We start from the raw sequence: 24,773 nt of genomic DNA, 5'->3' as shown, positions 1-24,773 counted from the left end.
TATTGGTATTACTGAATCTGGTTACTGTAGCGGCAATCAGTAATACGCCCTTATAAGTAATATATTGACATGCATAAGCAAAAAACGCTGCTCATAAATGAATTATTGAGCAGCGCAGTCTGACATTCACACATCAAGATTTAAAATTGATATTGCAAGCCTAGTTGCACTGAGCTGTCTTTATCGTCACGCGCAAAGGTTGTATCGCCATTCAGATACGCATAAACGTTTTTATGAACCTTGTTACTCACACTCAGCTCAAAACGTCCATAGTCGTCATCTTTATCTACTTGAGTGATACTAACCTCTCTTGTTTGACCGTCAGCTAAAGACGTTGTCGATAAACTATCGGTTAAACCATCGTCGATAACATGCACGTAAGCGATTTTGCTTTGAAGTTTGGCAGGCGTGCCCATCAAATCAAAGCCATATTGTAACTGGTAACCAAGCTCTGAATCCCATGCCTCGCTAGAGGTGCTATCAACCTTTAACGCAGTGTGAGAGTTTGCATTACCACTGGTATAACCATCTATATCTGTATCACTGTAATTCAGACCCAAAAATGCACCATGCGCGACGTTTTTCTTGATAAGGAAATTATAGCCAAGCTCATTGTATGCGCTAAACACATCGGCATCCGCATCACCGCGTTCGCTATTGTTGATAATGTTTATGCCGTCATTACCATCTAGTTTTACCGTTCTATTGACATCTAAATCGTGCTTAGACAGACTTAGAGACGTGGTGTTCCACCAAGCCGTGTCTTTTCCGCCCAGTAACGAATAGGCTTGAATGCCATAGCTCGTATCTTTTTTAATACCGTTTTCTACGGTGTTATTGTTTTGATTGGCCGCTTGCACACCTGCACCAACACGCCAGCTCGGCTGTACCATATATTCGCCATATAGACCAATATTGGCGCGAATGCCCTCTTGCACCTCATCAGCATCCACGTAGCTTTGGGAGCCATCTACCCAAACCTGAGTACGCGACTCGGTATCAAAAAGCTGCGCATCATCGAGAGTATGTAATGCTAAAGCATTGGCGCGCTCAAGCACCGCTGAGTGCGAGTCGGTAGCATTATTTTTTAACGCAGTGCCCATTGTATTTTGAAGATTGAGCGCACTTTTGGTTGATGCAATGATATCAGCATTGGTTTGCTCCACAATCAATCTGCTGATGATACGAGAGTAGTCACGCATTCTTTGTGCTATGCGCTCTTCACCAAAGGCCGCAGTAAGCACTTCTTCGTTATCTAATGCAGGGTTATGCCACGTATAGCCACCTGGAATATCCGGGTTTTCAGTTTGCGTGTAACCATCATAATCAGGCCCAAGGCCCCAGTTGGTTGCCTCAAATCCGACGACCTGCATGACACTATCAAAAGACTCCTGATCGCTACAGCAGCCAACGCCATAAGGCTCGTAGGGTTCGGTCTCACCTGGTGCAATAATGGCTGGATTGACTTCCAGTGTAATACCAAGCTCTTTAGCGATGCGCAGTGCATTTTCACGCAAACTTACATTGGCAGCCACTTCGTCGCCATCATTGTCGTAAGCATTTCGCCCTGCATTGGCATACATTTTGTCGCCTGTAATCAGACTATCTAGGTTAATCATACCCAACGCTGTTGATTTTTCTGCGTCCGTGAGCTGATCAACAAACGCCTTTGAACCATTGAGACCGCCCTCCTCTGCACCAAATGCCACAAACTGAATGTCATGCTCTGTCTCAATACCTGTCAGATTTTTGGTCAACTCAGTTAAGACGCCAGACCCAGAAGCATTATCGTCTAACGCTTCTAGATTTTCATAGTTTGGATAAGCGACGGCAGAATCATAATGTGCGCCGACAAATAGCGTTCTGTTGGTGTCAGCACTGCCTTTTTGGGTTACGACAACGTTATTACTCGTTAACGTCTGACCTCTGAATAAACCACGAGGCGCTACGAAATCAAACGTTTGACGATTGACTTGGTTGTTACTGCCATCGATGGTCATGCGCTGCTGCATATAATCAGCGGCTTGGACTTCTTTATCTGAACCTGTATAACGACCAGCATAGTCACGGGCAAGCGTCAGCGCGGTTTCTGTCCCATAATCACCATACTTGGCCTCTGCAAATACTTGCGAGCCTGTAAGCAGTGTCAGCGTCGCAACCACTGAAATCTTAAGCGGTGATAAGTTAGTATCCAAACTGCTTCTCCTTGGTTAAAGAACGGTAATCAACAGTGAAAAATAACCTAAAATAATGCAGTTTACAAGATAAAAGACATATGTTTGCTTATTTGATTTTTAAGTAAAGCGATGGATTATTTAAACACTATGTACCTATGTAGTTACCTATCCATGAGCAATACTTACGAATCGCTGTTTAATATTCATTGCCACCTTCATACTGCTGATTTACTGGGTTGTTCGGGAAGGCTTTGTTAAGGCTTAGCTTTGGTTAGGTCAATGGCATCCAACTGTACTCCAACCACACGAAGTGCCATCGTCTTCCAGTCTAGCTCCAGTCCATCGGCGAACACCACATGGTGACTAATACTGACGTACCCATGTACGATGGCCCAGATATCTAACGCTATTTGACGACGTTCCGTCACGCTAGCCTCTTCTGATAAATAAGAACCCGCCACTCGTACCAATTTTGCAAAGGCACTATCTCTTGCTGCAATGGCCTCGATTGAGGGCTGATATCCTGCATCAGATTCCCCAAAAATCAGCCGATAGTGTGCTTCATATTTCTCGCCTACATTAAGATACCCTAGGCACGCCTCTAGCACTTGCTCTTTGCTTGCCTTGCCTTCTGGAATGACATCCATAGCTTCACGGACAAGATTAAACCCTTCTATGTACAGCGCATCTAGTATGCCTTGCTTACCTTGGAAGTGACTGTATATACCGATGGTGGACAGTCCTGCCCGCTTGGATATAGCGCGTACACTCAAGGTGTCTCCGCCCCCTTCTAAGAAAAGCTCAGATGCGGCATTTAGTATTTTGGTTCTGGCATCCATTAGATTCTCACTATGTCTTGACAATTATAACAGTGTTATTCTAGTATATAACACTGTTATACACAAACGATTATAAATTGATTGTGTTGATAGAAACTCAACTTAGAGTAAGGACGCTATGAGTATTCAACAGCTAGAAACGGATTATCTAATCATTGGTAGTGGCGCGGTGGGCATGGCTTTTGCCGATGTGCTGCTCACAGAAACAGATGCTAATATTATTATCGTTGATAAACATCATAAGCCAGGTGGTCATTGGAACGATGCCTATTCGTTTGTCACCTTACATCAGCCGTCGTCTTTTTATGGCGTTAGCTCACGTGAGCTTTGCGGCGGTATGATTGATAAAATTGGTTTAAATAAAGGCTTATCTGAGCTGGCGTCAGGCGCAGAAGTCATGGCGTACTTTGATAAAGTCATGAAGCACACGTTTTTACCAAGTGGCCGCGTGAAGTACTTCCCGATGTGTGAGTACAAAGGCGACGGCAAGTTTTCATCATTACTGTCTGATACCAACTATGAGGTTAAGGTCAACAAGAAAATCATTGATGGCACTTATTTTAAAACCTCAGTACCAGCGACCCATACCCCAAACTTTGAGATTGCTGAAGGTGTTAAGTTTGGCCCGTTAAATGACTTGCCGAGTCTAACCAAACCCCGTGATGGTTACGTGATTATCGGCGGTGGAAAAACAGGTATTGATGCGGTTTTATGGCTACTAGAGAATCAAATTGATCCAGACTATATTACGTGGATTATGCCAAGAGATGCTTGGCTGATCGATCGTAAAAACACCCAACCCTCTCGTGATTTTTTCACCCATACTATTGGAGCACAGGCCACTCAAGCAGAAGCGATTGCTGAAGCTGAAAACATCGAAGACCTGTTTAATCGTTTAGAAAAAGGCGGCGTATTAATGCGTATTGATCCAAATGTACGCCCGCAAATGTTCCATGGCGCTACCATTAGCAGTGAAGAGCTCAAGCAGTTACGCCGTGTTAAAAACATTGTACGTAAAGGTCGCGTGACCCGCTTAGATACTGACAAGATTTATTTTGGTGAGGACAGCATTTCTACCACCCCCAACACCATGCATATCGACTGCTCTGCACGGGCAGTACCAGTGACAGAGACGTACGATGTATTCAAAGGTGATACCGTGGTGGTGCAAACCGTACGTACCTATCAACCTGTATTTAGTGCCGCATTTATCGCCCACATCGAGGCTAATTATGATGATGAAACTATCAAAAATGAGTTGTGCCAAGTGGTGCCAATTCCAAATCATGATACGGACTTTTTGGTTGGCCTTGTTAAACAAATGCAGAATCAGATGCGTTGGTCAAAGGAGCCTGTGCTACGTGAATGGATGATCAACAATCGCTTAGATGGCTTCACCAAATTGGTACGAGCCAGCGAAGACACGCCCCCTGAAGAGCTTGCTATTCTTAAGCGTTTAAAAGAAGCAGGACCAAAAGCTGCCGCCAACATGCCCAAACTCATGGGTGAAATCATGCAAATTACGGCAGCACGTCAAGCCAAAACTGCTAATGCTTAATCTGATAACTATAAAATAAAAAAGGAAATAACCATGCAAGAATTTCAGACCAATAAAGCAAACCTAACTCAAGCTCGCCTACAAGAGACGCCTGTACATACCCTAGGCGATGGTGAAGTACGTGTCAAAGTTGATCGCTTTGCTTTTACTGCGAATAATATTACTTATGCGGTCATGGGTGACCAATTACGCTATTGGCAGTTTTTTTCGCCAAATGGTGACGAGCCTGAGAAATGGGGTATTATTCCAGTCTGGGGATTTGGCGATGTTGTAGAGTCCAATAGTGATGCACTACCTGTCGGTGAGCGATTATTTGGTTATTTCCCGCCCGCCAATGAATTAATCATAACACCCAAGCGAGTCACCCAAACCAGTTTACTTGATGGTAGTGTCCATCGTGCCGAGCTACCACCCGGTTATAACCTATATCAGCGCGTCAATCATGAACGAGACTATGACCGCATCCATGACGATCAGCGCATGCTGCTGTTTGTCTTGCACCTAACCTCATTTTGCTTACATGATCTATTGAAGGGTAATGATTGGTTTGGTGCAGAGCAAGTGGTGATTATCAGTGCCTCTAGTAAGACCAGTACTGGCTTAGCATATGGCCTAGCTGATGATAAAGATGCACCGCATGTTATCGGTCTGACATCAAACCGTCATGTGGATTTTGTTAAGTCAATTGACGCTTATGACAGTGTGCTTAGCTATGACACGCTAGAGCAAATTGATGCAACTAAGCCGACGGTTATTGTCGATATGTCGGCCAATACTGACGTGCTTAGCCGTCTACATAAGCACTTAGGCGATAACATGCGCTATACCAGCAATGTCGGCCTCACGCACTGGGACGAGCCACGTCATACCGAAGGTATCATGCAAGAACGTAGCCAGCAGTTTTTTGCACCCAGTCATGTACAGCAACGTATGAAAGAATGGGGCCCTGAAGAGTTCAATAAACGCTCTATGCGTTACATCATGAATAGCACTGCAAAAACTAGTGCGTGGTTAAAGATTCAAGAGCTTGATGGAGTTAATGGCTTACTAGAGGTTTATAAAGATATCTGCGAAGGTAAGATAGCCGCTGATGAAGGTTTGGTAGTCGTCATGGGTGACGATGAATAAGAGTACTGCATTATAAATATCTTCCCATGAAATCATTACTTATTAGCCATTAATAAAATAAAAAAGCAGAGAGCCTAGTCAATAGGCGCTCTGCTTTTTCCGTATTGTATTCTAGATACCAAACGCATACACCCTACTGACCGTTTTCGAGGTTAATATTCGCGGTTTAATGTACCCAACCTTCCTCTTTTAAATAACCATGCAACCCTTCAGCGAACTGTCTGTAGCCTGCCGCATTGGCATGAATTTTATCAGATTTCAATGCATCATCTGACAGTACAGTGGACCAGCCATCAGAATACAGAGGTATGCCTTCAGTTTCCGCAATATCTTCATACAGTAGATTATCACTTACCTTTCCAAACAAAGCACTAGTACTGAAATACGGCTCAGCGATTAGGACAACATCAATATTGTTGGATTGCAAAGTGTCTATAGTCGCGATGATATTAGCCCGCGTCGTATCAGGCGAAATGCGCTGCAATACATCATTACCACCCACACCCAGTAAGACCAAATCAGGGTTTTGCTCAGTAATCTCATTCACGCGAGTAAGCACATCTGCAGAAGTGTCACCATTGACGCCTGCATTAACGACGTTCCATTTGCTTAGCTCTGCTAGCACCGTAGGATACGCTGTTTTAGGGTTTGCGCCGTAACCATAGGTTAATGAGTCGCCAAGTGCGACCACTGTGCTACCAGCAGGCAAGATATCTTGTTGTGGTTCGCTACCACAGCCAGTCACACTGATAGTCGCTGACAACCCTATACCTGCCAGCATTAAGAACCTACCACGTAGCTTCATGTCTTCTCTCCTACTGTTTCTATTGAGTTAAACTTATTGGAATTAGGTTCAAGTTTTTAAAAATCTATTATTTAACTCTTGTTGTATATTGCTCAGTAACCGTTGTATAGTTCATACAGGAGATAGACTACCTGTTGGGCGCAGTACAAGTGCTACTCTACTTAGCATAGACAGTGTATTCATCATAAAGTATAACTTTACCAAGGATACGTGAGGTACTTATGAATAAAAAATCATCTCAATCCCAGAGTCAATCACAAAATAAGTCAGCAGACAGTAACTCAACAGACACTCCCCCATCACGCGCACCAAGTTTTGATGAACTCCAAACAGGTAAAGGTCAGTATCGCCCAGTGGCACAAGCTGTTGGCCATTGGCTTGATAACATCAACATGGATGCCCTCAATTACCTAAACGAACAAGCAGAAAATATCTTTTATCGTAAAGGGGTCACCTTTACCGTCTATAGCGATGCCAAAAACATCGAGCGTATGATTCCGTTTGATATCATTCCACGCATTATTGCCGCGAGCGAATGGAAACAAATAGAAGCAGGCTGTAAACAACGTATCACCGCTCTCAATGCATTCTTACATGATATCTACCATGACCAAGCCATCATGAAGGCAGATATCGTCCCTGCCAGCTATGTATATGCCAGTGGCTGCTATGAGCCGTGGATGATGGGCATTGAGCTCGACAAACCAATCTACTCTCACATTAGTGGTATCGATCTAATTCGTGATGAGTCTGGCAAGTTCTGTGTCTTAGAGGATAACTTGCGCACCCCGTCAGGCGTCTCATATATGCTTGAGAGCCGCAATATATCAGAGACCCTCTTAGCTGATATATTTGCTGACACCCCTATTATGGGCATCAGTGATTATCCCAACCGTCTCAAAGCCTGTCTTGCCAGCTCAACATCCAAATATGATCCGCAAGTCGTCATTTTAACGCCAGGTCGCTTTAATAGTGCCTATTATGAGCATGCTTTTTTAGCGCATGAGATGAATGTACCACTCGTTCATGGTTATGATTTGGTCGTTGAGGACAGCAAAGTCTACATGCAAGGTATTCGCGGTAAAGTACAAGTCGATGTCATCTACCGCCGCATTGATGACCCATATATCGATCCTTTAGCATTCCGCTCAGATTCTATCTTGGGTGTGTCGGGGCTCATGAGTGCGTATCGCGCTGGCAACGTCGTTATCGTAAACGCACCAGGTACGGGCGTGGCCGATGATAAGAGTTTATATCCTTTTGTACCAGATATGATTAAGTTCTACTTAAATGAAGAGCCTATCCTACCTAATATTGAGACCTACCAGTGCCGTAAGCCTGATGATCTCAAATATGTGCTTGATAATCTGGACAAGCTGGTGGTAAAAGAAACGCAAGGCTCAGGCGGCTATGGGATGCTTATTGGTCCGACATCAACCAAAGAAGAAATCGAAGAATATCGCCTGCGTCTGCTTGAAAATCCAGCCGGCTTTATTGCTCAGCCAACCATCTCACTATCTACCAACCCCACTGCCGTGAGCGATGGTATCGCACCGCGTCATATTGATTTGCGTCCCTTTATTCTCAGTCATGGTGATGGCACGGTAGATATCGTACCTGGTGGTCTGACACGAGTGGCCATGGTTGAAGGCTCGTTGGTCGTCAATTCATCGCAAGGCGGCGGTATCAAAGACACATGGGTTATTGATGACAGTGATTTAGACAGCCAGCAAGCCGACAAGTGCGCGCCTTTATCCTCAGTAAGTGTCAATTCTACAGGCAACGCTTTAGGGCATGCGAACTACTATAATCGCGTCCAGCCCTTAGAAACCGGTTACGAGAGTTTAGATGATGCGCCCATGATACTGCTACTCTCTACCGCCAGTCACTTAATATGGCTAGGCCGATATAGTGAGCGCTTGTATTACTATGACGATGTCATGAAACAGCTCATCAAAGGCGATCTCAAAAAATCACAGATCAAGCATTTAATCAGTCATCTAGGGTTTGCCGTTGATGGTGAAGCGTCACTTACCACCATGAAAGCACAAATGATGTCTGACTTGGAACAAAACATCATACCCAATATTGTGCAATCGATTGAGGACAATGTCCAAGAGGCCAAAGGCGTCATTGGTAAAGATACCGCTGAGCTGTATAACTTGATCAAGCGTTTATCGAGTGCTGGCACGTATCGAGCGGCGACCTTGCAGCTACACGCGTGTAACGCTGCGATGAAACAAGAAAATCCGACAGTGACTTGTTTTTGGCAATTAGGGCGTCACTTTGAGCAGCTTGAGCGTGCCGTCTTGTTGGGAGAAGATTCAACAGAGGTCAGTTTTGAATTCAGACACTGGATTAATGAGTTACCGGAAAATACGCGCTGGCGTGAGCTTATCCGCTTGACCAACCAGATGATTAGGTCAAAGAAATTTAGTGATTTTGCGCTGATTAGCAAAGAGTTCAATCTCATATTGCGTCAAGGTGTATAGAAGGTGTCTAGCCAAAAACCAATAATAATGGCTCATGAGACATATGGAATAAACAGAAAATAGAAAGATGCTATAAGGAAAATGCCATGAAACTTCAAATCAGTCACCAAACCAACTATTATTACGATGAGCTGGCGCAGCGCAGTGTACAGTATATACGCATGACCCCTATGCAAATGCCACACCAAACCATTCATAAATGGGATGTCATGCTCCCTAAAGTGGCGACCAATCAAAAGGACGGCTTTGGTAATGCATGGCTCACGCTCAGTCGTAACGAAGCACATAACAACTTACAAATGCAGGCGTCGGGTATTGTTGAGATCAATACCGAAACCGAACGACTAGAAGATATGGATCATGTCCCCTACCTGCTATTTACCGTACAAACCCCATTGACCAAATGCTCACAAGAGATGCGAGAATTTGCAGCGCCATATCTAAAAACCCCTACTCATGACAGCTTAAAAGCAATGGCGAATGCCCTTATTATGAAAATGCCTTTTGTTAAAGACGTCACGCATGTGGGTACGACCGCTGCTGAAGCATTTGCGACAAGTGCCGGTGTGTGCCAAGACCATACGCATGTATTTTTAAGCATCTTGCGCGATAAACAGATTCCAGCGCGTTATGTATCTGGTTATCTGTATGATGATACCGAAAATCACATGGCCAGTCACGCATGGGCTGAGGTTTGGCTAGATGGTTACTGGTATACTTTTGATATCTCAAATCAGGCATTTACCCCAAACTCACATGTGTATGTGGCGATTGGGCGAGATTATCTAGATACGGCACCTGTTCGCGGCGTGCGTATGGGTGGCGGTTACGAAAATCTTTACAGTTTGGTATTAGTCAAAAAGCTATCATAGCGTTTGCTGTTTTCTACAATTTTTCTTTATCAAGGGTATCTTATGACCTATTGTGCTGCCATTCGTCTAAAAGACGGTATGGTCTTTGCCAGTGACACGCGCACCAATGCCGGTGTTGATCACATATCGACATTTAGAAAGTTATATCAATATGGCGTTGAGGGCGAGCGCTTTATGGTGCTACAGACAGCGGGTAGCTTAGCGACGTCGCAGGCAGTGTTCAATAAACTACAAAACGACATTGACCAGCGTGCTGAGAGCAACCTCAATACGGTAGCGACGTTGTTTGATGCGGCGCAAATGGTTGGCGAATGTATGCGTGATATTATGAATCATGCAAAAGCAGTCGCTAATTCTAGTCGTGATGGGGCCTTTACTAGCTCGTTTATGCTTGGTGGTCAAATTAAAGGACATCTGCCTGAGTTATACCTGATTTATCCTGAAGGCAATTGCATCAAAGCCACAGAAGATACGCCGTTTTTTCAGTTGGGTGAAAGCAAGTATGGTAAACCTATTTTGGATCGTTCTGTCAGCTATGACACGGATGTGAGACACGCGGCACGTGCGCTGATGCTCTCATTCGATTCAACCATCCAATCAAACTTGTCAGTAGGTATGCCGATAGATTTTGTGCTTTATGAAAATGACAGTTTAATCTTACCTAAAGGTCGCCGTATTGATGAGCGTGATGAATACTTTAATACGATTCGTCATAAATGGTCAGATGCGTTACGTCGCACGTTAGTTGAATTACCTAAATGTCCTGATGGTTATTGGGGATAAATAGCTCCGTATAAAATCATATTTTCTGCACTAAAAAGCCCTTTGTGATAGACAAAGGGCTTTTTTATTATCAACTAATAATCAAGCAATAAAAAACCGGAGTAGCGCTGAATAAACAGCGCTACTCCGGTTTTGCTTTAAAGGCCTTGAATACCATCATAATGATGTAGCACTCAATTGTTGTGTAATCTACCTCATGACCTGGTACATGGAAGACTCACTGGACTGCACCTAGATAAAGGCCCTAGTGCATTAGCTCAATCACGATTGCGTGATTGCGCCAGCGAGCTAATGACACTAGGGCCTTTATCTAGGTATTAGCAGGACTGAAACAGTCTTCCTTGGGTAAAATGTAATGGCTTGACTCGTGGACGACGCAACGTCGCCCCTCACCGTAAACGGTGAAACGCTAAATCTCACAACTCGTTAAGTTTGCCTCATCACAGTTATTATTGTCAATATATAATTGCAAATAAAATCATGCGCGACGCTATATGTCGCAGTCCATATATTTCCTTACAAAAGTCCTTGATATTTTCTGTGAAACGCGCTTTTATAATGCTACAAAATTACGCGCACCGACAAAATAAAAATTAAGGCAAATTTCTATGAGTCTGTCCTTCGCACAAATTCAGCAAGCTTGGCAAGCCCAAGATCCTAGCTTGGTTGATAAGTTATGTTTATTAGCAACACAAGTTAATGATATTCCTGAGTCGCCCATCCCTGAGCATGAGCTTACTTTTGATCGGTTTTTAGATAAGATATTTAGTCATCAATTTCGGGAGCAACATCCCGAAGTACAGTTTGCAGAGCGCGTGGCAATGATTGCCAAATTGGAAGCAGACGAAGGCGTTTACCCTCTCCCAGATCGCTACAAAATCCACATAATACTGACCGCACTGTGGGAAGATGGCAGCGCGTATTCTAGAACTATTTTAAAACAAGCCATTACGGCCTTGCCAATCAGCTATGGTGTGTGGAAGGGTTTAAAGCGTATTTATAAGCAAGCTGAATTTTCTCAAGATTATGAGGTTTTTGGACAAATAGCTGCCAAGATTGATTTGCAGCGTTTTAATCAAACCGCCAACTCTGCGGTCAGCCTAGCTACAAAAACCTATATGAGCCTTAGAGCATGGCGTTATTTGCGTCAACTGGGACAGCAAATGCCAATTGGCTATATTGATGCTGCCGTCTCTGTACTCGCCAGCTATGACGCAGCCATGACGGCAGGCAGCCTTGCACAAACGAACAGCTGGGTACTCAATCATATCTGCTTCCATAACAGCCTTGATTATGGCGTCAATCGATTCAGCAGCCGCTCACCTCGCAAGCTTTTTGATGCTAAAGGTCGCGCGTTCTCTGAGGCGTGGCAACGAGACCCAGAACCACTTATCCAGCTATTGGCTATCGCCAAAAACGAGGCTATCAGACAGTTCGCAACCGATAGCCTAAAACACGACTTTAAGACCCAATTACGTGATGTGAGTGGTGAGACGCTACAATATTTATCTGCCGGACAAGCGCACAGCAAAGCGCGTGATGAGATGATAGTTTGGCTATTGGAAAACTCACCGCATTTTGAAAAGTCTAAATTTCAAACATTGGGCTTGCATCAAGTGGTACTGCAGCTACTCCATTCACACTATCCTGCCGCCTATCAATATGCGATTGGCTATGCCAAAAGCTATGCTCAGGACTTATCACTCACTGAGCTGATGTTACTTGCCATGTCAGATTATGAGCCTGTTAGAGCATTTGCCATCAATAGTATCCTGAGTCGTGACCCTGTTGCTGATATTGGTGTCAACGGTTGGGGGCAGTTATTAGATACCGAACATCACTATCAAACCGCGAGCAAACAACTTAGCAAACACTTTACAAGGCGCGATTTGACCCCTGAGTGGTTTTTTGAACGACTGACTAGCGGCAGAACACACAGCGTAAAATTTGCCATAAAAAAACTACCTGAGCTCTATAGTGCCAAAGACCTAGGGATTGAATACTTTATTCGTGTTGCCCAGCAGCTAGATATACCAGAAGTACACGACTTCTCTGCTAATAACGACAGCGACTGTATGGAGTTTGCGTTGGACCAGCTCAGACGTTTGGATTTGAGCCAAGTAGATGCTGCCGTATGGCAAATACTGCTATTACATCCACTATCGCAAGCGACTATTACCGATTGGTTTGATGAAGATGTACTGTCAGCCGCGACGCTTGATATGAGCTATTGGCATGCGCTTGCCTATGAGCGTGATTGGCAAGTGAGTGAATATATTGAACGATTAAAATCTGCTGATACTTCTATTAAAAACTGGCAAAAGCACTTAGCTTTTGATGAGTACTTAGCAGAAAACGTGAGAGATTGGCTGTCTGATGTGCGTCGGTTTGCGCCGATAGATTTAGGTTTCGACTGGCTTATGAACCTTGCGCATAGCGAACAAGCACTCTATCGTGAATTTGCGATTGAACGCATTAACAAAGGGTTCTTGCCTGCCGACTTTATCGCATATCTCGACAGCAATGAAGGCGACTCTACTGACAATGCTTCCAGTAATAGCACTGACAATAAAGACTCAAATAGCGATGCTGCTACTGAAGTAGATTTAACCGGCCAGCGCTATTTATTCACAGGCAAGATGCAAAGCATGACTCGTGGCGAGGCCGAAAAAGTTGTGAAAGCGGCTAATGGTGCTATTAGCAGCGCCGTCAACGGCAAGTTAGATTACTTGGTCATCGGTGATGATGGTTCACCGTTATACGGTAATGGCCGTAAAGGTAGCAAGCAAGTGAAAGCCGAAAGCTTAATCGCTGATGGTGCGCCGCTAAAGATTATTTCCGAAACTGCCTTTTTGCAGATGCTAAGTGGTCAATCGAGAGAGGTGTCTGAAGACGATACTTTTGCAGGTGCTAACGCACTGTGGCATATGGCAACAGATGACGCTACTGCACCTATCAGCGAGCTTGCGATCAGCTACCTCAGTCATCATCATGAACAGATCTGTATGGCACTGACAGACAGACCAGTCGATCCCGATGCGATTATTCCTTCTTCGTTCTTTAATGCGGAGCGTGTCATTCCTTTGTTGCAACACCGTAACAGCCAGCTGCGAGCATTTGGCTTATTACTGAGTGAGTATGAAATGGCGACGTGGCAACCGACGCCAGCCCTATGGCTGATGATGGCAGAATCTCCCTATACTGAGGTCACGCAACTGCTGAAGCGTGCGCTATTGGATAAGCCCTCTGTTGCCAATCGTCGTTATCACGTTCAGTCAGCACAATTGAATGCTGGCATGTTGAATGCGTTGATTGAAAGCAAAGCGCGAGTCGCTCGCCAAATCGGTATCACCCTACTACAGCGCCACGCCAACTTCCAAGATGTGCAGTCTCTATATCGATTAACCCAAAGCACAGACCGAGAAGTACGTTATGCCGCCGTGACCATGCTATGGAAACACTATAAGGCGCGTCACGTATCCCCAAACTGGCAACCAACCAGCACCGATAAAGATGTTGTCAAAAATACAGACAGCAGTAATCAACCAGTCATAACAGAGCAGTCAGATAGATGTTTGGCACGCTTGCCTGCAGAAATCGATCAGCTACTAATGCTGCTACGCCGTGGTCTTTTTGAGCTACCACCTGGCCGTCTAGGCGGTTCGCAAGAGCCGGCTGCTAGTGACAGCAGTAAGCATAAACAACAACGCTACTCAGATAAAAGATCAGCATCATCACAGTCATATGAGGCAACTGAGTCAGATAGCAATATCACGCTAAAACCCATATCTGCGAGTCGTGCCAAATTGGCTTTGATTGAGACTTTTCGTGATGTGGCATTGGCTGACAGCACCTTTGCAGCGCTCATTATACCAACACTATTCACCTTTACGCACTCGGCAGGCAAGATGGAGCGTCATGCGTGTTTGGTTGCCGTCACACGGCTATTGCATCGCTATCCTGAGCTATCTAAAAATCTGCAGCCAGTGGCATCGGCTTAACGGCTTTGGCAAACAGATATAGATAAATAGCTACTAGCAAGCTTTTATATTCAAAAAAAGATACTCAAAAAAATATGACGTCACCTCAACTGAGATAACACCATGAAAACAATAACACTCCCCTATTGGGGTCAAATTATGGGCTTAGTCAGTAAGGCCAACAGTACCCAAGCGGCAACTCAAAAGACAACCAAGCAAGATGGGCGCAGTCTTTTTATTACTCGCCAGCAGCAAGCATCTGCTACGGTCTTATACGTCCTTGATCAACAAGGTGAACAATTTAGCTTATCGACAACTGTGCTGCCTTGTGCGATGCAAGCCATCACCAAAATAGATGACAGCACTATTATTATGATTGGTGATGATGGTCATCTTTATCAAACGGATTGGCAAGCCAAGAAAGTTAAGAAGACCAGTGCCAAATCCTTGCTCGATGCACCTAAAAATAACAACAATGCTATAGGCCATGCTGTAGCAATGGCACCACTACAATATGCGTTGGCTATTCTATACCCAAAACATATCGTAGTATGGCCTTATCAGGAAAGCCAAGCCAGCAGTACTGTCATCATTGAACCTTATTCGTCTTCTATAGCAGCATCAAGTAAGGAGCCTGCATTAACCGCGCTAACAACGTCAAGTGATGGCTCGTGGCTCGTGGTGGCAGATAAAGCGGGAGATGTTAGTAGCTATCAATGGGCATCAGATGGTGCTCAGCTTAATCTAAGTAGCCGCAAACAGCTCCATCAAGGTAAAGTAAACGCGCTTTGTTTTGAGCCAGTCGGGCAGTACTTCTTCTCAGCAGGTGCAGATAAGTGCTTGTACCGTACTCATGTCCAAGGCGACCTGCACCCTATTGATAGAGCCAAGTCTAGCCAACACAGTGAAATGATCACGGCGCTTTGTGTCTCAGACACACGGTTATTTACCGCAGCAGATGACAAGAGTGTTAAATCGTGGGCATTTGATAAAGGTCAACCAAACAGCTGTAAAGAGGATCTAACCAAGGCTCGACAGATCGTCTTATCTTCTTACGCTGAGCAACCAATGCTCATCGTAGTCAGTGCCGATCAGAGCCTACGTTTCATACCTATTGACCATACTAGAAGTTCGTCACAGAGTAGCACCTCACAAAATAGTACGGCACAAAACAGTAAGCTGCTGCCAGTTACTTATATCATCAAAGACGGCTATCAGAAAATCGGCCAGTTACTGACAGATACCTCAAACAATAACAATGTGTCGTTTAAAGAAGGCCTAGCGCTGCTACAGGCGCAAGCAGATAACCAAACGTTAGAACTGGTTAAAAAATTACTTGCTGATAGCGACACGCTCACGGCTAACCAAGCATTGCAATTGGTACAGTGGGTTGCGACTACTAATCTTGATAAAACTGCTCAGGTTTTAGAGCAGCAACTAAGCTCGGCGCACAGTGCAAAAGTACGTCTTGCTGCTTTTCATGCCTTGGCCGACCGCGCAAGTACGGCGAAGCGCCCGCTGCATTATCTAGAAGAAGCCTTTAAAAACCGTTACTACGAAGAAGTGGTGGCTTCTGCGTTACAAGGTTACCTAAAGGTTGCGATGAGGGATGCCACCAGCCAGCGCAGAATTTTACCTATTTTAAGAGAAGCGTTGTCACACAGTTTTGCGAATATTCGCAAGCAAGCATTGGCGTCCCTTGAGACTTTATTGCCAGAGAACAGTCCGCAAGCAGATTTGATGGCATTAGACTGCAATCAATCAGACATTGTCCAATCAGGGTTAATTCGCCTGTATCAGCGCGGTATGCTAAACCATCTTGAAGTCTCGCGTCAGTTGATGCTGCTACAGAATCATCGTAATACAGAGATTAGGCAAACGGCATTTTATGTCTCATTACTGTCTCAACCCAAGTTGATAGAGGTGTTGAAACAGCAAGGTGACACACAAACATTGCGTACCCTGACTGATTTTGATGACTTTCGCTTACTGCGCGGCACGCTACTAGATAATGCTAGCAGCACAGCGGCAAATGATAAGAGTGTTAAACCATCAGAATCCGATGAGACGATCCGTTTAACCTTATCTACGCAAGATTTTATCTCGCAAGCAGATAGTGCCCAAGCATCTAAGAGTAAGGCTAAAACGGCCAAATCCAAGAAGCCTGCTGCTGAATCTATAAATCTAAGCAATGACACGTTAGAACCCTTATTACAAAGCTTAAGCAATAGTAATGAAGATATCAGTTTCCGAGCGGCTTATGCGCTGGCTTGCCTACAAGACAAACGTGCGTTTGGCACCCTGATTAGTCTGATGAGCCATGATGACAGTGCCATCATCCGTGCTGGTGTCGCCACCGCGCTTGGTCATTTAAATATAGAAGACGCCAAAGCAGTCCTACCGACATTACTAGATGATAAGGACGCTGGCGTGCGCCAAGTCGCCATGCAAGCCTATGGCAAGTTAGCAGACAATGCATTGTCTTGGGCAGCGACAGGTTTTGCTTCTAAACATCAAGATATTCATGAGCAGTCTTTAGCGCTGTTTTTAAAGCATGTCGCACCAGATAGCTCAAATAGTGGTGATAGCAGTGATAAAAGCGCTCAGATGTCGTCAGAGATGACAGACATATTGCTACAGGCATTGAACAACCCTTTTACCAGTATTCGATTAGAAGTGGTTAAAGTTCTATTAAACCGCCAATTTAAGCAGTCATCTGACACTATTTCTAAAAACGTTTCTGATAGCGCTATCGTTGACATCATTGAGCTATTGCAGCAGAGCCTCTTTGAAGATGTGCATCAAGTGGCGATAGAAGAATGGCAACGACTGCTGCTAGCGATGAACTCGAAGCATAAAACAAATAAAGCCAATAACACTGAAGAAACGAATCACCAAAAGACCAATCAAGCTGTCCTGACCCTGTTCTTTGCGGATACGTTTGCCGCTATCCGTAAGCAAGCCTTTGACATCGCATTAAAACAGAGCAAACACTTAGGGTTTGCTGACGTCATGTTAAATGCACTTGCCAGCCCTTATGCGGACACTAAGCAACTGGCCCTTACGACAGTGCAAGCCAGAGCGAATACGACTCAGCTGACACAACTGATGCCAGCTCTAGTGGCCATGTTCGCTGATGACAGTATTGAGCTACGTAAACAAGCTTTGACGGTCGCTTTGGCGCTGACAGACTTACAGTCTACTATTTTAGCGGATCACAGTAGCCTAGATGATAGTAGCGCCGATGATCAACCGAATCATCACGAAGCAGTGATTACCGCGGCCCTCAACAGTCCTTATCCTGATATTCAGCTAACAGTCGCTCAACTGCTGGCCAGCCAATCTCGTTTATATGCTGACGAAGAACAGGCAAAGCGAAGTGATGAGCAAGCGTACCAAGTCTTTAAGCATTACTTAGATCTACCAACACCCTCTCAGGACAAAAAAAGTGAAACATATACTCAGTGGTACAGTCATGTAGGCCAAGCATTATTTGGTTTATCAAAGCTAGCTCATCCCTCAACATACAACGCGCTTAACTGGTACGATAAATATTTAAACCACCCTGACGCCGATTTTAAATCACTTGCTCCAACACTTACGCAGATAGTTTCTTTTGAGGACATTGATCTACTGGTGAAATGGCAAAAAGATGAGCGCGCCATTATCAGTCAATCAGCCAGTTTATGTTTGGCTATTTTAGGTGATGCTCGCGGGCAGTACTTCCTTACTCATGACATAAGAGACGAAACAGACAATCTTAGTACGCTTATTGCACCGATGACCCCTACGCATTGGCTACAAGCGCAGCACGGTTTAGGTATTACACATGCACGACAATTACAGCCTTTGTTTGAGTCAGAGTCCTATGCAGTAGCAGCCAGACTGTTATTGATATTTGATGATTTACAGAATGGCTTGCAAGGTGGCAGGCAAGCTCCTGAAAAGACCGCTACTAGTACTGGTCGACCTAACCGACTAATAGAAGCCTTAAGCTTTGCCGATAATGACACAACAGTAGTCTATGCCAACATACTTGCTCGTTACCCAAATGACGTACAACACCCTAATAACCAGCAAGCACTATCGTCAACGTGGCAGTACCTAAGTGATTATTTGTCACGTCAATTAGGTAGTATTTTATCTTCTCATTCTGAAGTCATTACGATGATGATAGATGCCATGCCAAACACGGCATATAAAGGTGGTGTTAAAGGACAGTCGCATAATACATCCTCTATCCGAGCAAGTATCCTGACAACCGTCAGTACCGAAAACTTACAACAGCTCGCCAACCTCAGTCGACATCAGCAGCCATTGGTACGCGCGCAAACCATTAGTGTCATTTGTAACTTATCTGAATTACTCGCCCATGACTACTATGACGATGAGGACGATGTTTTTGAGACATTACAAAAATGGCAACGCAGTTTGCAGGCATTGTTAAGTGCTCACCCAGTTACAGCCACAGTTGATGAGGTAGCAGGCGATACACAAACAGGCGATAGCTCTCCTACTGAACAACAAGACAGTCAGGAAGTACATTATCCATACCAGTCTCTTGCCTTTGGCGCTTGGATTGGCGTCATACGCGCAGGCGATGATTATTATGCTAATAGCAGCACCACAGACCAAGCCATTCGAGGGCTAATGTGGCTTGCTACTCAACCATCGCAGCTGAACACCAATAACAACACTAATAACGATGAGGACTGGCGAGACAGTACCAGTCGCGTGTTGTTGCCACTACTGAACCATAGTAGTTTTGACACTCGTGAGTTGGCTTGGGCATGCTTGTATAAGCTGGACATGCCTGCCAAAAAGCTGGCTGACTATGCAATGAGTACGCCCTACCGTGATATGGTCAAACGCGGCTTGGATTTATTGTTAGATACCGCAAAGAACGATGCCATACAGCAGCAAAGCAAACCATCGGATACAGCGACTGTCAGTAGTAGCGCTGATCAACAACTCATTGATTTGTTAAAAACCAATAATCACACCTTAGCAGAAGAGACCTATCAGCTGCTAAAAGGCCGACTAGGCCATCTGCCAGCCAGCTTGCTTGGGCTACAGACATATTGTCAGTCGCTACTGCCTCAGATCGTTGCTGAATGGAAACAAGTCATCGTCACGCCCTTTGCAGACAGTCAATCGCCGTCAGGGCAGCGTCAAGACAAACTGACATTTTTGCTGCACGCTGTGAAGAGTGATGATTGGAATGCAAAATATCAAGCACTGAGTCAACTGGTCGAGTTTCATGACGTACTGTTTGCAGACAGCACGCTATTTGATAGCTTATTTGATTTTGCTGAAGATGCTCAAGCGAGTAATGAGAAATACCGTAGCTGGAATTTGCTTGTCGATGCACTCACCTCGTACCAATTCATCAATAAGAACACTTTAGAGGGTCATTTAAAGAATGGTTTGGAGAGCAGCTTTGATATTGCGACTGCTGAACAAGTTGCTAATGAAGCGCACTTACGATTATTAGCCTTACTTGACGATCCCCATATCAAAAAACCTAAGCAGTTTATTTATGGTGATATCGCTGACCTGCGTAATACGCATCTGGTCGCACCATTACTACAGCGTTTAGAGAATCTGTTTGAGTACACGCCAGAAAAGCATAAAGAAGAGCGTAAATACTTATTTGACACTTTGGTGAAAATCAGCGGTTACGATCAAAACATCGATGACTACCTAGATGAGCGTGAAGACACGCGTTGGTTACAACGTCAGCATCCTAGAGACTCGAAAGTCTTGCTGTCACTGTTTACGACCCTTATGAGTCATAGTGATTATGCACTTGCCGCGCTGCTATTGCCGTCACTTGCATGGGCAAAATCGGACGACAGTGATTTATCCTCGCGCATTGATAGTGCTTTGGCGTTAGCCTACGAGCAGATGCCAGCTAATCATACCTTTAAATTGGTCGAGGCACTGGCATATCGTGCCAAAAGACGACATAGCAGCATTGCCTCATTACAAAACGCCCTGCGTAATAAAGACGCCGATGTGCAATTTGCCGCGGCTGAAGGACTGGCTAAGTGTGGTCATGCTGATGGAGTCAATATCTTGATGGCCACGATCGATTATAACCCTGATGCTGAGTTCCGCAGCTGCAGTGTGTTAGCCATTGGCGAGCTACTAGGCAGCAGTGACCATCAAAACCAAAATCAAAGTGATAACTCGCCTAATGCTAGCTCGCCTGCGGACAATGCCGATAAAAACTTACAGGTTCATACCTTATACAAAGCCTATGATAAGTTAATCAAACTGGCCGAGGACGACGAGCATTACCTGCAAGACGTGGCTAGCGAAGCCTTAGGTCGCCTTGCACAAGGTGGTGACTTTGAGCATAGTTCGCATATTTTTGAGCTATTAAAATCGCACTTGTCAGACCCCGCCGTCCATTTCACCAATCCCGCCATTGTCCATTGGTTAAATGGACTGCGCTGGCTCAACACAACGCCTGCTTGGGAACAAATACGCAGCTATATACGCACTCATCTTGATAAAGCCATATTTTCCCGTCCGCAAAGGCATGCGGTATGGCTACTGCAGATGAATGATAACGATGCCAATAAAGCATTAATTTTAGATATCTTAAAGATGAGAAACCTAGACCGTGCAGTGCTTATGGTGGCTTATACTGCGGCACAAAAAACTTGGGGCAGTCTGGCGTCGCAGATTTATCCTTATGATTGGGCAGCCATTCAAAGCCATAATGATGATTTTGTAGAAGAGACGGAGCGTTTGAGCCTAAAGCGTATTATTGATAATAGCAGCATCGATGAGCTGGCAACATTTATCACGCAGCATGGTGCGCACTTGCCAGCCGATACTTTGATGGCACTGCAAAATGCCATTATGGCTAAGCAAGATATGCCAACATCGCAGCTTACCGCGTTGATTAGCAGTAGTAACATACTGACACAGCATATTGGACTGTGCTATCTGACCCAATATCCGACCAGCTATCTTGATAAAGAGATGGTTGCGATGTTGCAGCAGCGTTTTGACACTGCAAGCGAGCAATGGCACACGCTTATCGATACCATCAACCGCAGTCCGACGACCATCAATAATAGTCAGTGGATTAGCATGGTTGAGCAAGTACGCACCACCATCTCGCAACTGGTGTGGTTAATCATGCGTCATGTTTCTATCACAACTGCTAAAGGTGCTGTCGATAAAGTAGCAGCCAAGCAGATCGCGGCAATGCTTGAGTGGCTCAATGATGCTCGTCAACCATTGATCATCACCTCTATTCCACTGCTCTCTACGACTATTAGCGGTTGGTGGCAGCAAGCGCTGTTAGCATTGCTGGCTAGACCTGTCGCTGAAGATAAGATGCTATCAAGCATCGTGCCAACGTTGAGCGTTGTCTCGACAGCAACTCAATCGCAGCTCACTTACGACAACCAATCCTTGCTAGGAACTGTGATTGCTCGTATTGAACAAAGCGGTACATCTACCCAAAAATCCATAATAACTGTAGTAAAGAATGCGCTGAAAAACAATGCGCTAAAACATAAGGGCTCGTCTACCGAGATACCAATCAATCAACAGCTGCTACAGTGGATCAGAGCCAAAGACGCTGACGCACTCTATCATTGTGCGAATAATGACAACATGGAGATGACGGTTCGCATCCGTGCTATCGAAGCGCTTGGGCAGCTACATGATCCAAATATTGAACAATGGCTGACGACGCTCATGGCACATGAAAACTCAGACATTCGGAGACTTGCTTATAAAGTACTACGCCGTTGGCAACGTGCCATGATACGAGCACAGCAAAAGCGTCCGTCGTCATCTATCGCAGCACAAAGTAGTCAGGACAGCAGTCAAAAAAGCAATCAGGGTGAAGGAGACAGTCAATGACTATAGACAATCAATTAGACCAAGCATCAGAAACAGAGTCAGAAGTAGCAAACACTGATGGTCTGATGATGCAGTTGGACTACGCCGCACCCAGCCAAATCAGTCAAGTTAACGAACCGTCAGACTCACTGTCGGAGGCGCAAACGACCGAACACACTCAGCATGTGGCATTATTTGCTCAGCTGAATCGATCGGAGGTTAACTTCCACGGTAAGGTCAAGTCTCCCCTTGTTTTTCGTGACAGTTTGCTAGCGCTGTTTGATGTGGTCAGTAGTGATTATCGCTATGTACCAAAAGATCGCTCAGCGTATACGGTATTTATGCAGATGCGCCGTGCCAGCAGCAATAAAAACCTATTTACTGCGCAGCGTGATTATTTCACGTGGTTGTTCGACAATGACCCACTGGCTTTTTGTATTTTGGACCCGATTATTCAGGTGCATGAGCAAGGTGTCAGCTTTGAGGTATTTAGCCGTGATGAAGGCTGCTATGCTCAGTTGACATTGACCAATGAAGTTTTTGAGCAAAGTGCTAAACCTACCCTTGGCACAACAAGCATTGATTATAGTGCGACTTTGTTTAACGGTATTGAGAAAATTCGCGATCATCAACAAACGATATTAGACATTGGTCATGAAGCGGTCGGCTTACAGTTACTCGAAACTATGCCAGAGACCGCTGAAGCAGATACTGATAGTACAGTAACTACGCCCACCGTAAAAAAACAGATCATAGAAAAGCGTATCAATGTGCCCAAAAGCTGGATCAGAGCGCTGCTACAAGTACAGTCTGCAGGTCAATTGCCACAAGACACCATCCATCTAGATCCAATCGCACTGTATAACGTGCTGTTTGAGCTGCGCATGCATGCTGACATCAAAGGCAAACGCCGCGGATTGTTGATTGAGCTTAGACCTCAGCAGCTGCCGGTGATTATATTAGAGCCTTTTGACATCACTGTTACTAGCCAAGTCAGCCAACAGCAAAAGCCCTATCAAGGTCAAAAAGCGAAGCTGATTCGCTTATGGGGTCGCCGTCGTCTCAGCCTATTAAAACGCCTGTTGCCGCATACTGACAGCGTTTCAGTATCGCTACTTGGTCAAGGCATGCCAAGCTATTGGACACTAAAAGGCAAAGGCTTTCATTTTACCTTTGCTATGACAGGCTTTAGCCAAGCCAACTGGTCACAGTCATTAAACTTTGACTTGTTACTGCCAAAGCGCCCACTGCAAAATACATTAGCTGCTATTGAAGGGTTATCAGACAGTAGTAAAGCAACCTTAGATGATAGTAATAATGATAATAACGATGAGCATAATGGCTTGTCTGTATTAATTAAGACACTGGAAAATACCCCTAGTACGCTAGAAGATTTGGTAAAGTCGCTATCAGCAGATGCTTCATTAACGTCTGTGCCTGTTTCTCACTCACAAGTACAGCAGTGGTTACTGTCAGGTACTCAGCAAGGCTTAATTCGCTATGAGATAGCGACGCAGCTGTATCACTACAGACCTTTGAGCCAAGTGCCGCTTGATATGGCACAGTTCGCTTATCACAACGAAGCAGAAAAGCAGGCTTTTGATTTGATTGGCCGTACAGATGCTGTGCAGAAATTCACAGTTGAGACTGTCGCTGTCAAAGGTATTACTATTCGTGCAGATATTCATGTCGAAGAAGACAGACGTACTTATCACAGCCAGCTGCAATTAGGCGATGAAGGGCTAGTTACCAAGGCGGAATGTAGCTGTCCGCAGTACTTGCAACATCGTCTCACTCATGGCGTGTGCGCGCATCTTATTGTGCTACGACTTAGATATAATCAATACGACCCGAATAACACGGGTAATGACAGCTGGCATGACACTCGTGTCTTGAGTAAACGCGTACCGAGTAAGCGCTTTAATCAGCCTAAGAATAAAAAAGAAAGCGTACAAGTAGCATCCAATAGCTCGTTGATGACATTACCTTCTGCACCGACGCTTGATTTAACGGCCTTAGCCCAACCAGCTGCTCAGATACACGCGACTACAAGCGATAAGACACAAGCGTTAACCGCACAAGAGACCGCTATTGCTTATGTTTACATCACCATTGCCCATAAGAAGATTACCATTGAACAAACAATAGGTGACAAGGATACGCGCCAGCAGCTGGTGTTCAATCAGCCTGCTCAAGCCAAAGCCGCATTTTTACAACATATTGCCAGATTTGAAGCCAAAGGCTTTATCGAAAACCAAGGGGTGTAAGGT

General features: G+C 44.8%; 10 protein-coding genes and 1 pseudogene. 8 read left to right on the top strand and 3 right to left on the bottom strand.

The features are described from left to right. Positions 1–140: 140 nt before the first annotated feature. Together QL898_RS07165 and QL898_RS07160 are read right to left on the bottom strand one after the other, a co-directional pair. Positions 141–2,195 (bottom strand): autotransporter domain-containing protein, encoded by a 2,055-nt coding sequence (locus QL898_RS07165; protein ID WP_290176309.1) that lies wholly within the window; start codon positions 2,193–2,195, stop codon positions 141–143. 236 nt (positions 2,196–2,431) lie between these two features. After that, positions 2,432–3,016, bottom strand: coding sequence for a TetR/AcrR family transcriptional regulator (locus QL898_RS07160; RefSeq protein ID WP_290176308.1), 585 nt, complete (start codon positions 3,014–3,016; stop codon positions 2,432–2,434). A 118-nt stretch (positions 3,017–3,134) separates the two neighbouring features. Here QL898_RS07160 and QL898_RS07155 point away from each other — a divergent pair, with 118 nt between their 5' ends. Continuing rightward, positions 3,135–4,574, top strand: coding sequence for an FAD/NAD(P)-binding protein (locus tag QL898_RS07155; protein WP_290176307.1), 1,440 nt, complete (start codon positions 3,135–3,137; stop codon positions 4,572–4,574). A 33-nt stretch (positions 4,575–4,607) separates the two neighbouring features. Next, the gene (locus QL898_RS07150; RefSeq protein ID WP_290176306.1) at positions 4,608–5,702 is read left to right on the top strand and encodes a DUF2855 family protein; all 1,095 of its coding nucleotides are present in this window, start codon (positions 4,608–4,610) and stop codon (positions 5,700–5,702) included. A 166-nt stretch (positions 5,703–5,868) separates the two neighbouring features. Here QL898_RS07150 and QL898_RS07145 read toward each other — a convergent pair whose 3' ends face one another. After that, positions 5,869–6,507 (bottom strand): GDSL-type esterase/lipase family protein, encoded by a 639-nt coding sequence (locus QL898_RS07145; RefSeq protein WP_290176305.1) that lies wholly within the window; start codon positions 6,505–6,507, stop codon positions 5,869–5,871. A 419-nt stretch (positions 6,508–6,926) separates the two neighbouring features. Here QL898_RS07145 and QL898_RS13825 point away from each other — a divergent pair. The 6 genes and pseudogenes from QL898_RS13825 to QL898_RS07115 form a co-directional block, all read left to right on the top strand. Beyond that, a pseudogene (locus QL898_RS13825) lies at positions 6,927–8,219 on the top strand (circularly permuted type 2 ATP-grasp protein); the annotation flags it as partial. A gap of 866 nt (positions 8,220–9,085) precedes the next feature. Then, on the top strand, positions 9,086–9,871 hold the full coding sequence (locus QL898_RS07135) for a transglutaminase family protein (RefSeq protein WP_290176303.1): 786 nt from the start codon (positions 9,086–9,088) through the stop codon (positions 9,869–9,871). A gap of 42 nt (positions 9,872–9,913) precedes the next feature. After that, the gene (locus tag QL898_RS07130; RefSeq protein ID WP_290176302.1) at positions 9,914–10,654 is read left to right on the top strand and encodes a peptidase; all 741 of its coding nucleotides are present in this window, start codon (positions 9,914–9,916) and stop codon (positions 10,652–10,654) included. Positions 10,655–11,262: 608 nt separating this feature from the next. Further along, positions 11,263–14,655, top strand: a complete 3,393-nt coding sequence (locus QL898_RS07125) for a BRCT domain-containing protein (protein ID WP_290176301.1) — start codon at positions 11,263–11,265, stop codon at positions 14,653–14,655. 102 nt (positions 14,656–14,757) lie between these two features. Further along, positions 14,758–22,524: a HEAT repeat domain-containing protein gene (locus QL898_RS07120; RefSeq protein WP_290176300.1), complete on the top strand. Its 7,767-nt coding sequence runs from the start codon at positions 14,758–14,760 to the stop codon at positions 22,522–22,524. Continuing rightward, a complete protein-coding gene (locus QL898_RS07115; protein ID WP_290176299.1) occupies positions 22,521–24,770 on the top strand; it encodes a hypothetical protein in 2,250 nt (749 codons plus the stop codon). Before QL898_RS07120 ends, QL898_RS07115 begins: the two co-directional genes overlap by 4 nt. Positions 24,771–24,773: the final 3 nt, after the last annotated feature.

Source organism: Psychrobacter sp. APC 3279, assembly GCF_030407795.1.
Taxonomy (GTDB): Bacteria; Pseudomonadota; Gammaproteobacteria; order Pseudomonadales; family Moraxellaceae; genus Psychrobacter.
The sequence above is the reverse complement of the archived record's forward strand: the minus strand, read 5'-3'. Positions and strand labels throughout refer to the sequence as shown.

Bases quoted from the DNA above. Each gene is read 5' to 3' on its own strand.
- QL898_RS07160 (WP_290176308.1), bottom strand. From the start codon at position 3,016: ATGGATGCCAGAACCAAAATACTAAATGCCGCATCTGAGCTTTTCTTA.
- QL898_RS07155 (WP_290176307.1), top strand. From the start codon at position 3,135: ATGAGTATTCAACAGCTAGAAACGGATTATCTAATCATTGGTAGTGGC.
- QL898_RS07150 (WP_290176306.1), top strand. From the start codon at position 4,608: ATGCAAGAATTTCAGACCAATAAAGCAAACCTAACTCAAGCTCGCCTA.
- QL898_RS07145 (WP_290176305.1), bottom strand. From the start codon at position 6,507: ATGAAGCTACGTGGTAGGTTCTTAATGCTGGCAGGTATAGGGTTGTCA.
- QL898_RS07135 (WP_290176303.1), top strand. From the start codon at position 9,086: ATGAAACTTCAAATCAGTCACCAAACCAACTATTATTACGATGAGCTG.
- QL898_RS07130 (WP_290176302.1), top strand. From the start codon at position 9,914: ATGACCTATTGTGCTGCCATTCGTCTAAAAGACGGTATGGTCTTTGCC.
- QL898_RS07125 (WP_290176301.1), top strand. From the start codon at position 11,263: ATGAGTCTGTCCTTCGCACAAATTCAGCAAGCTTGGCAAGCCCAAGAT.
- QL898_RS07120 (WP_290176300.1), top strand. From the start codon at position 14,758: ATGAAAACAATAACACTCCCCTATTGGGGTCAAATTATGGGCTTAGTC.
- QL898_RS07115 (WP_290176299.1), top strand. From the start codon at position 22,521: ATGACTATAGACAATCAATTAGACCAAGCATCAGAAACAGAGTCAGAA.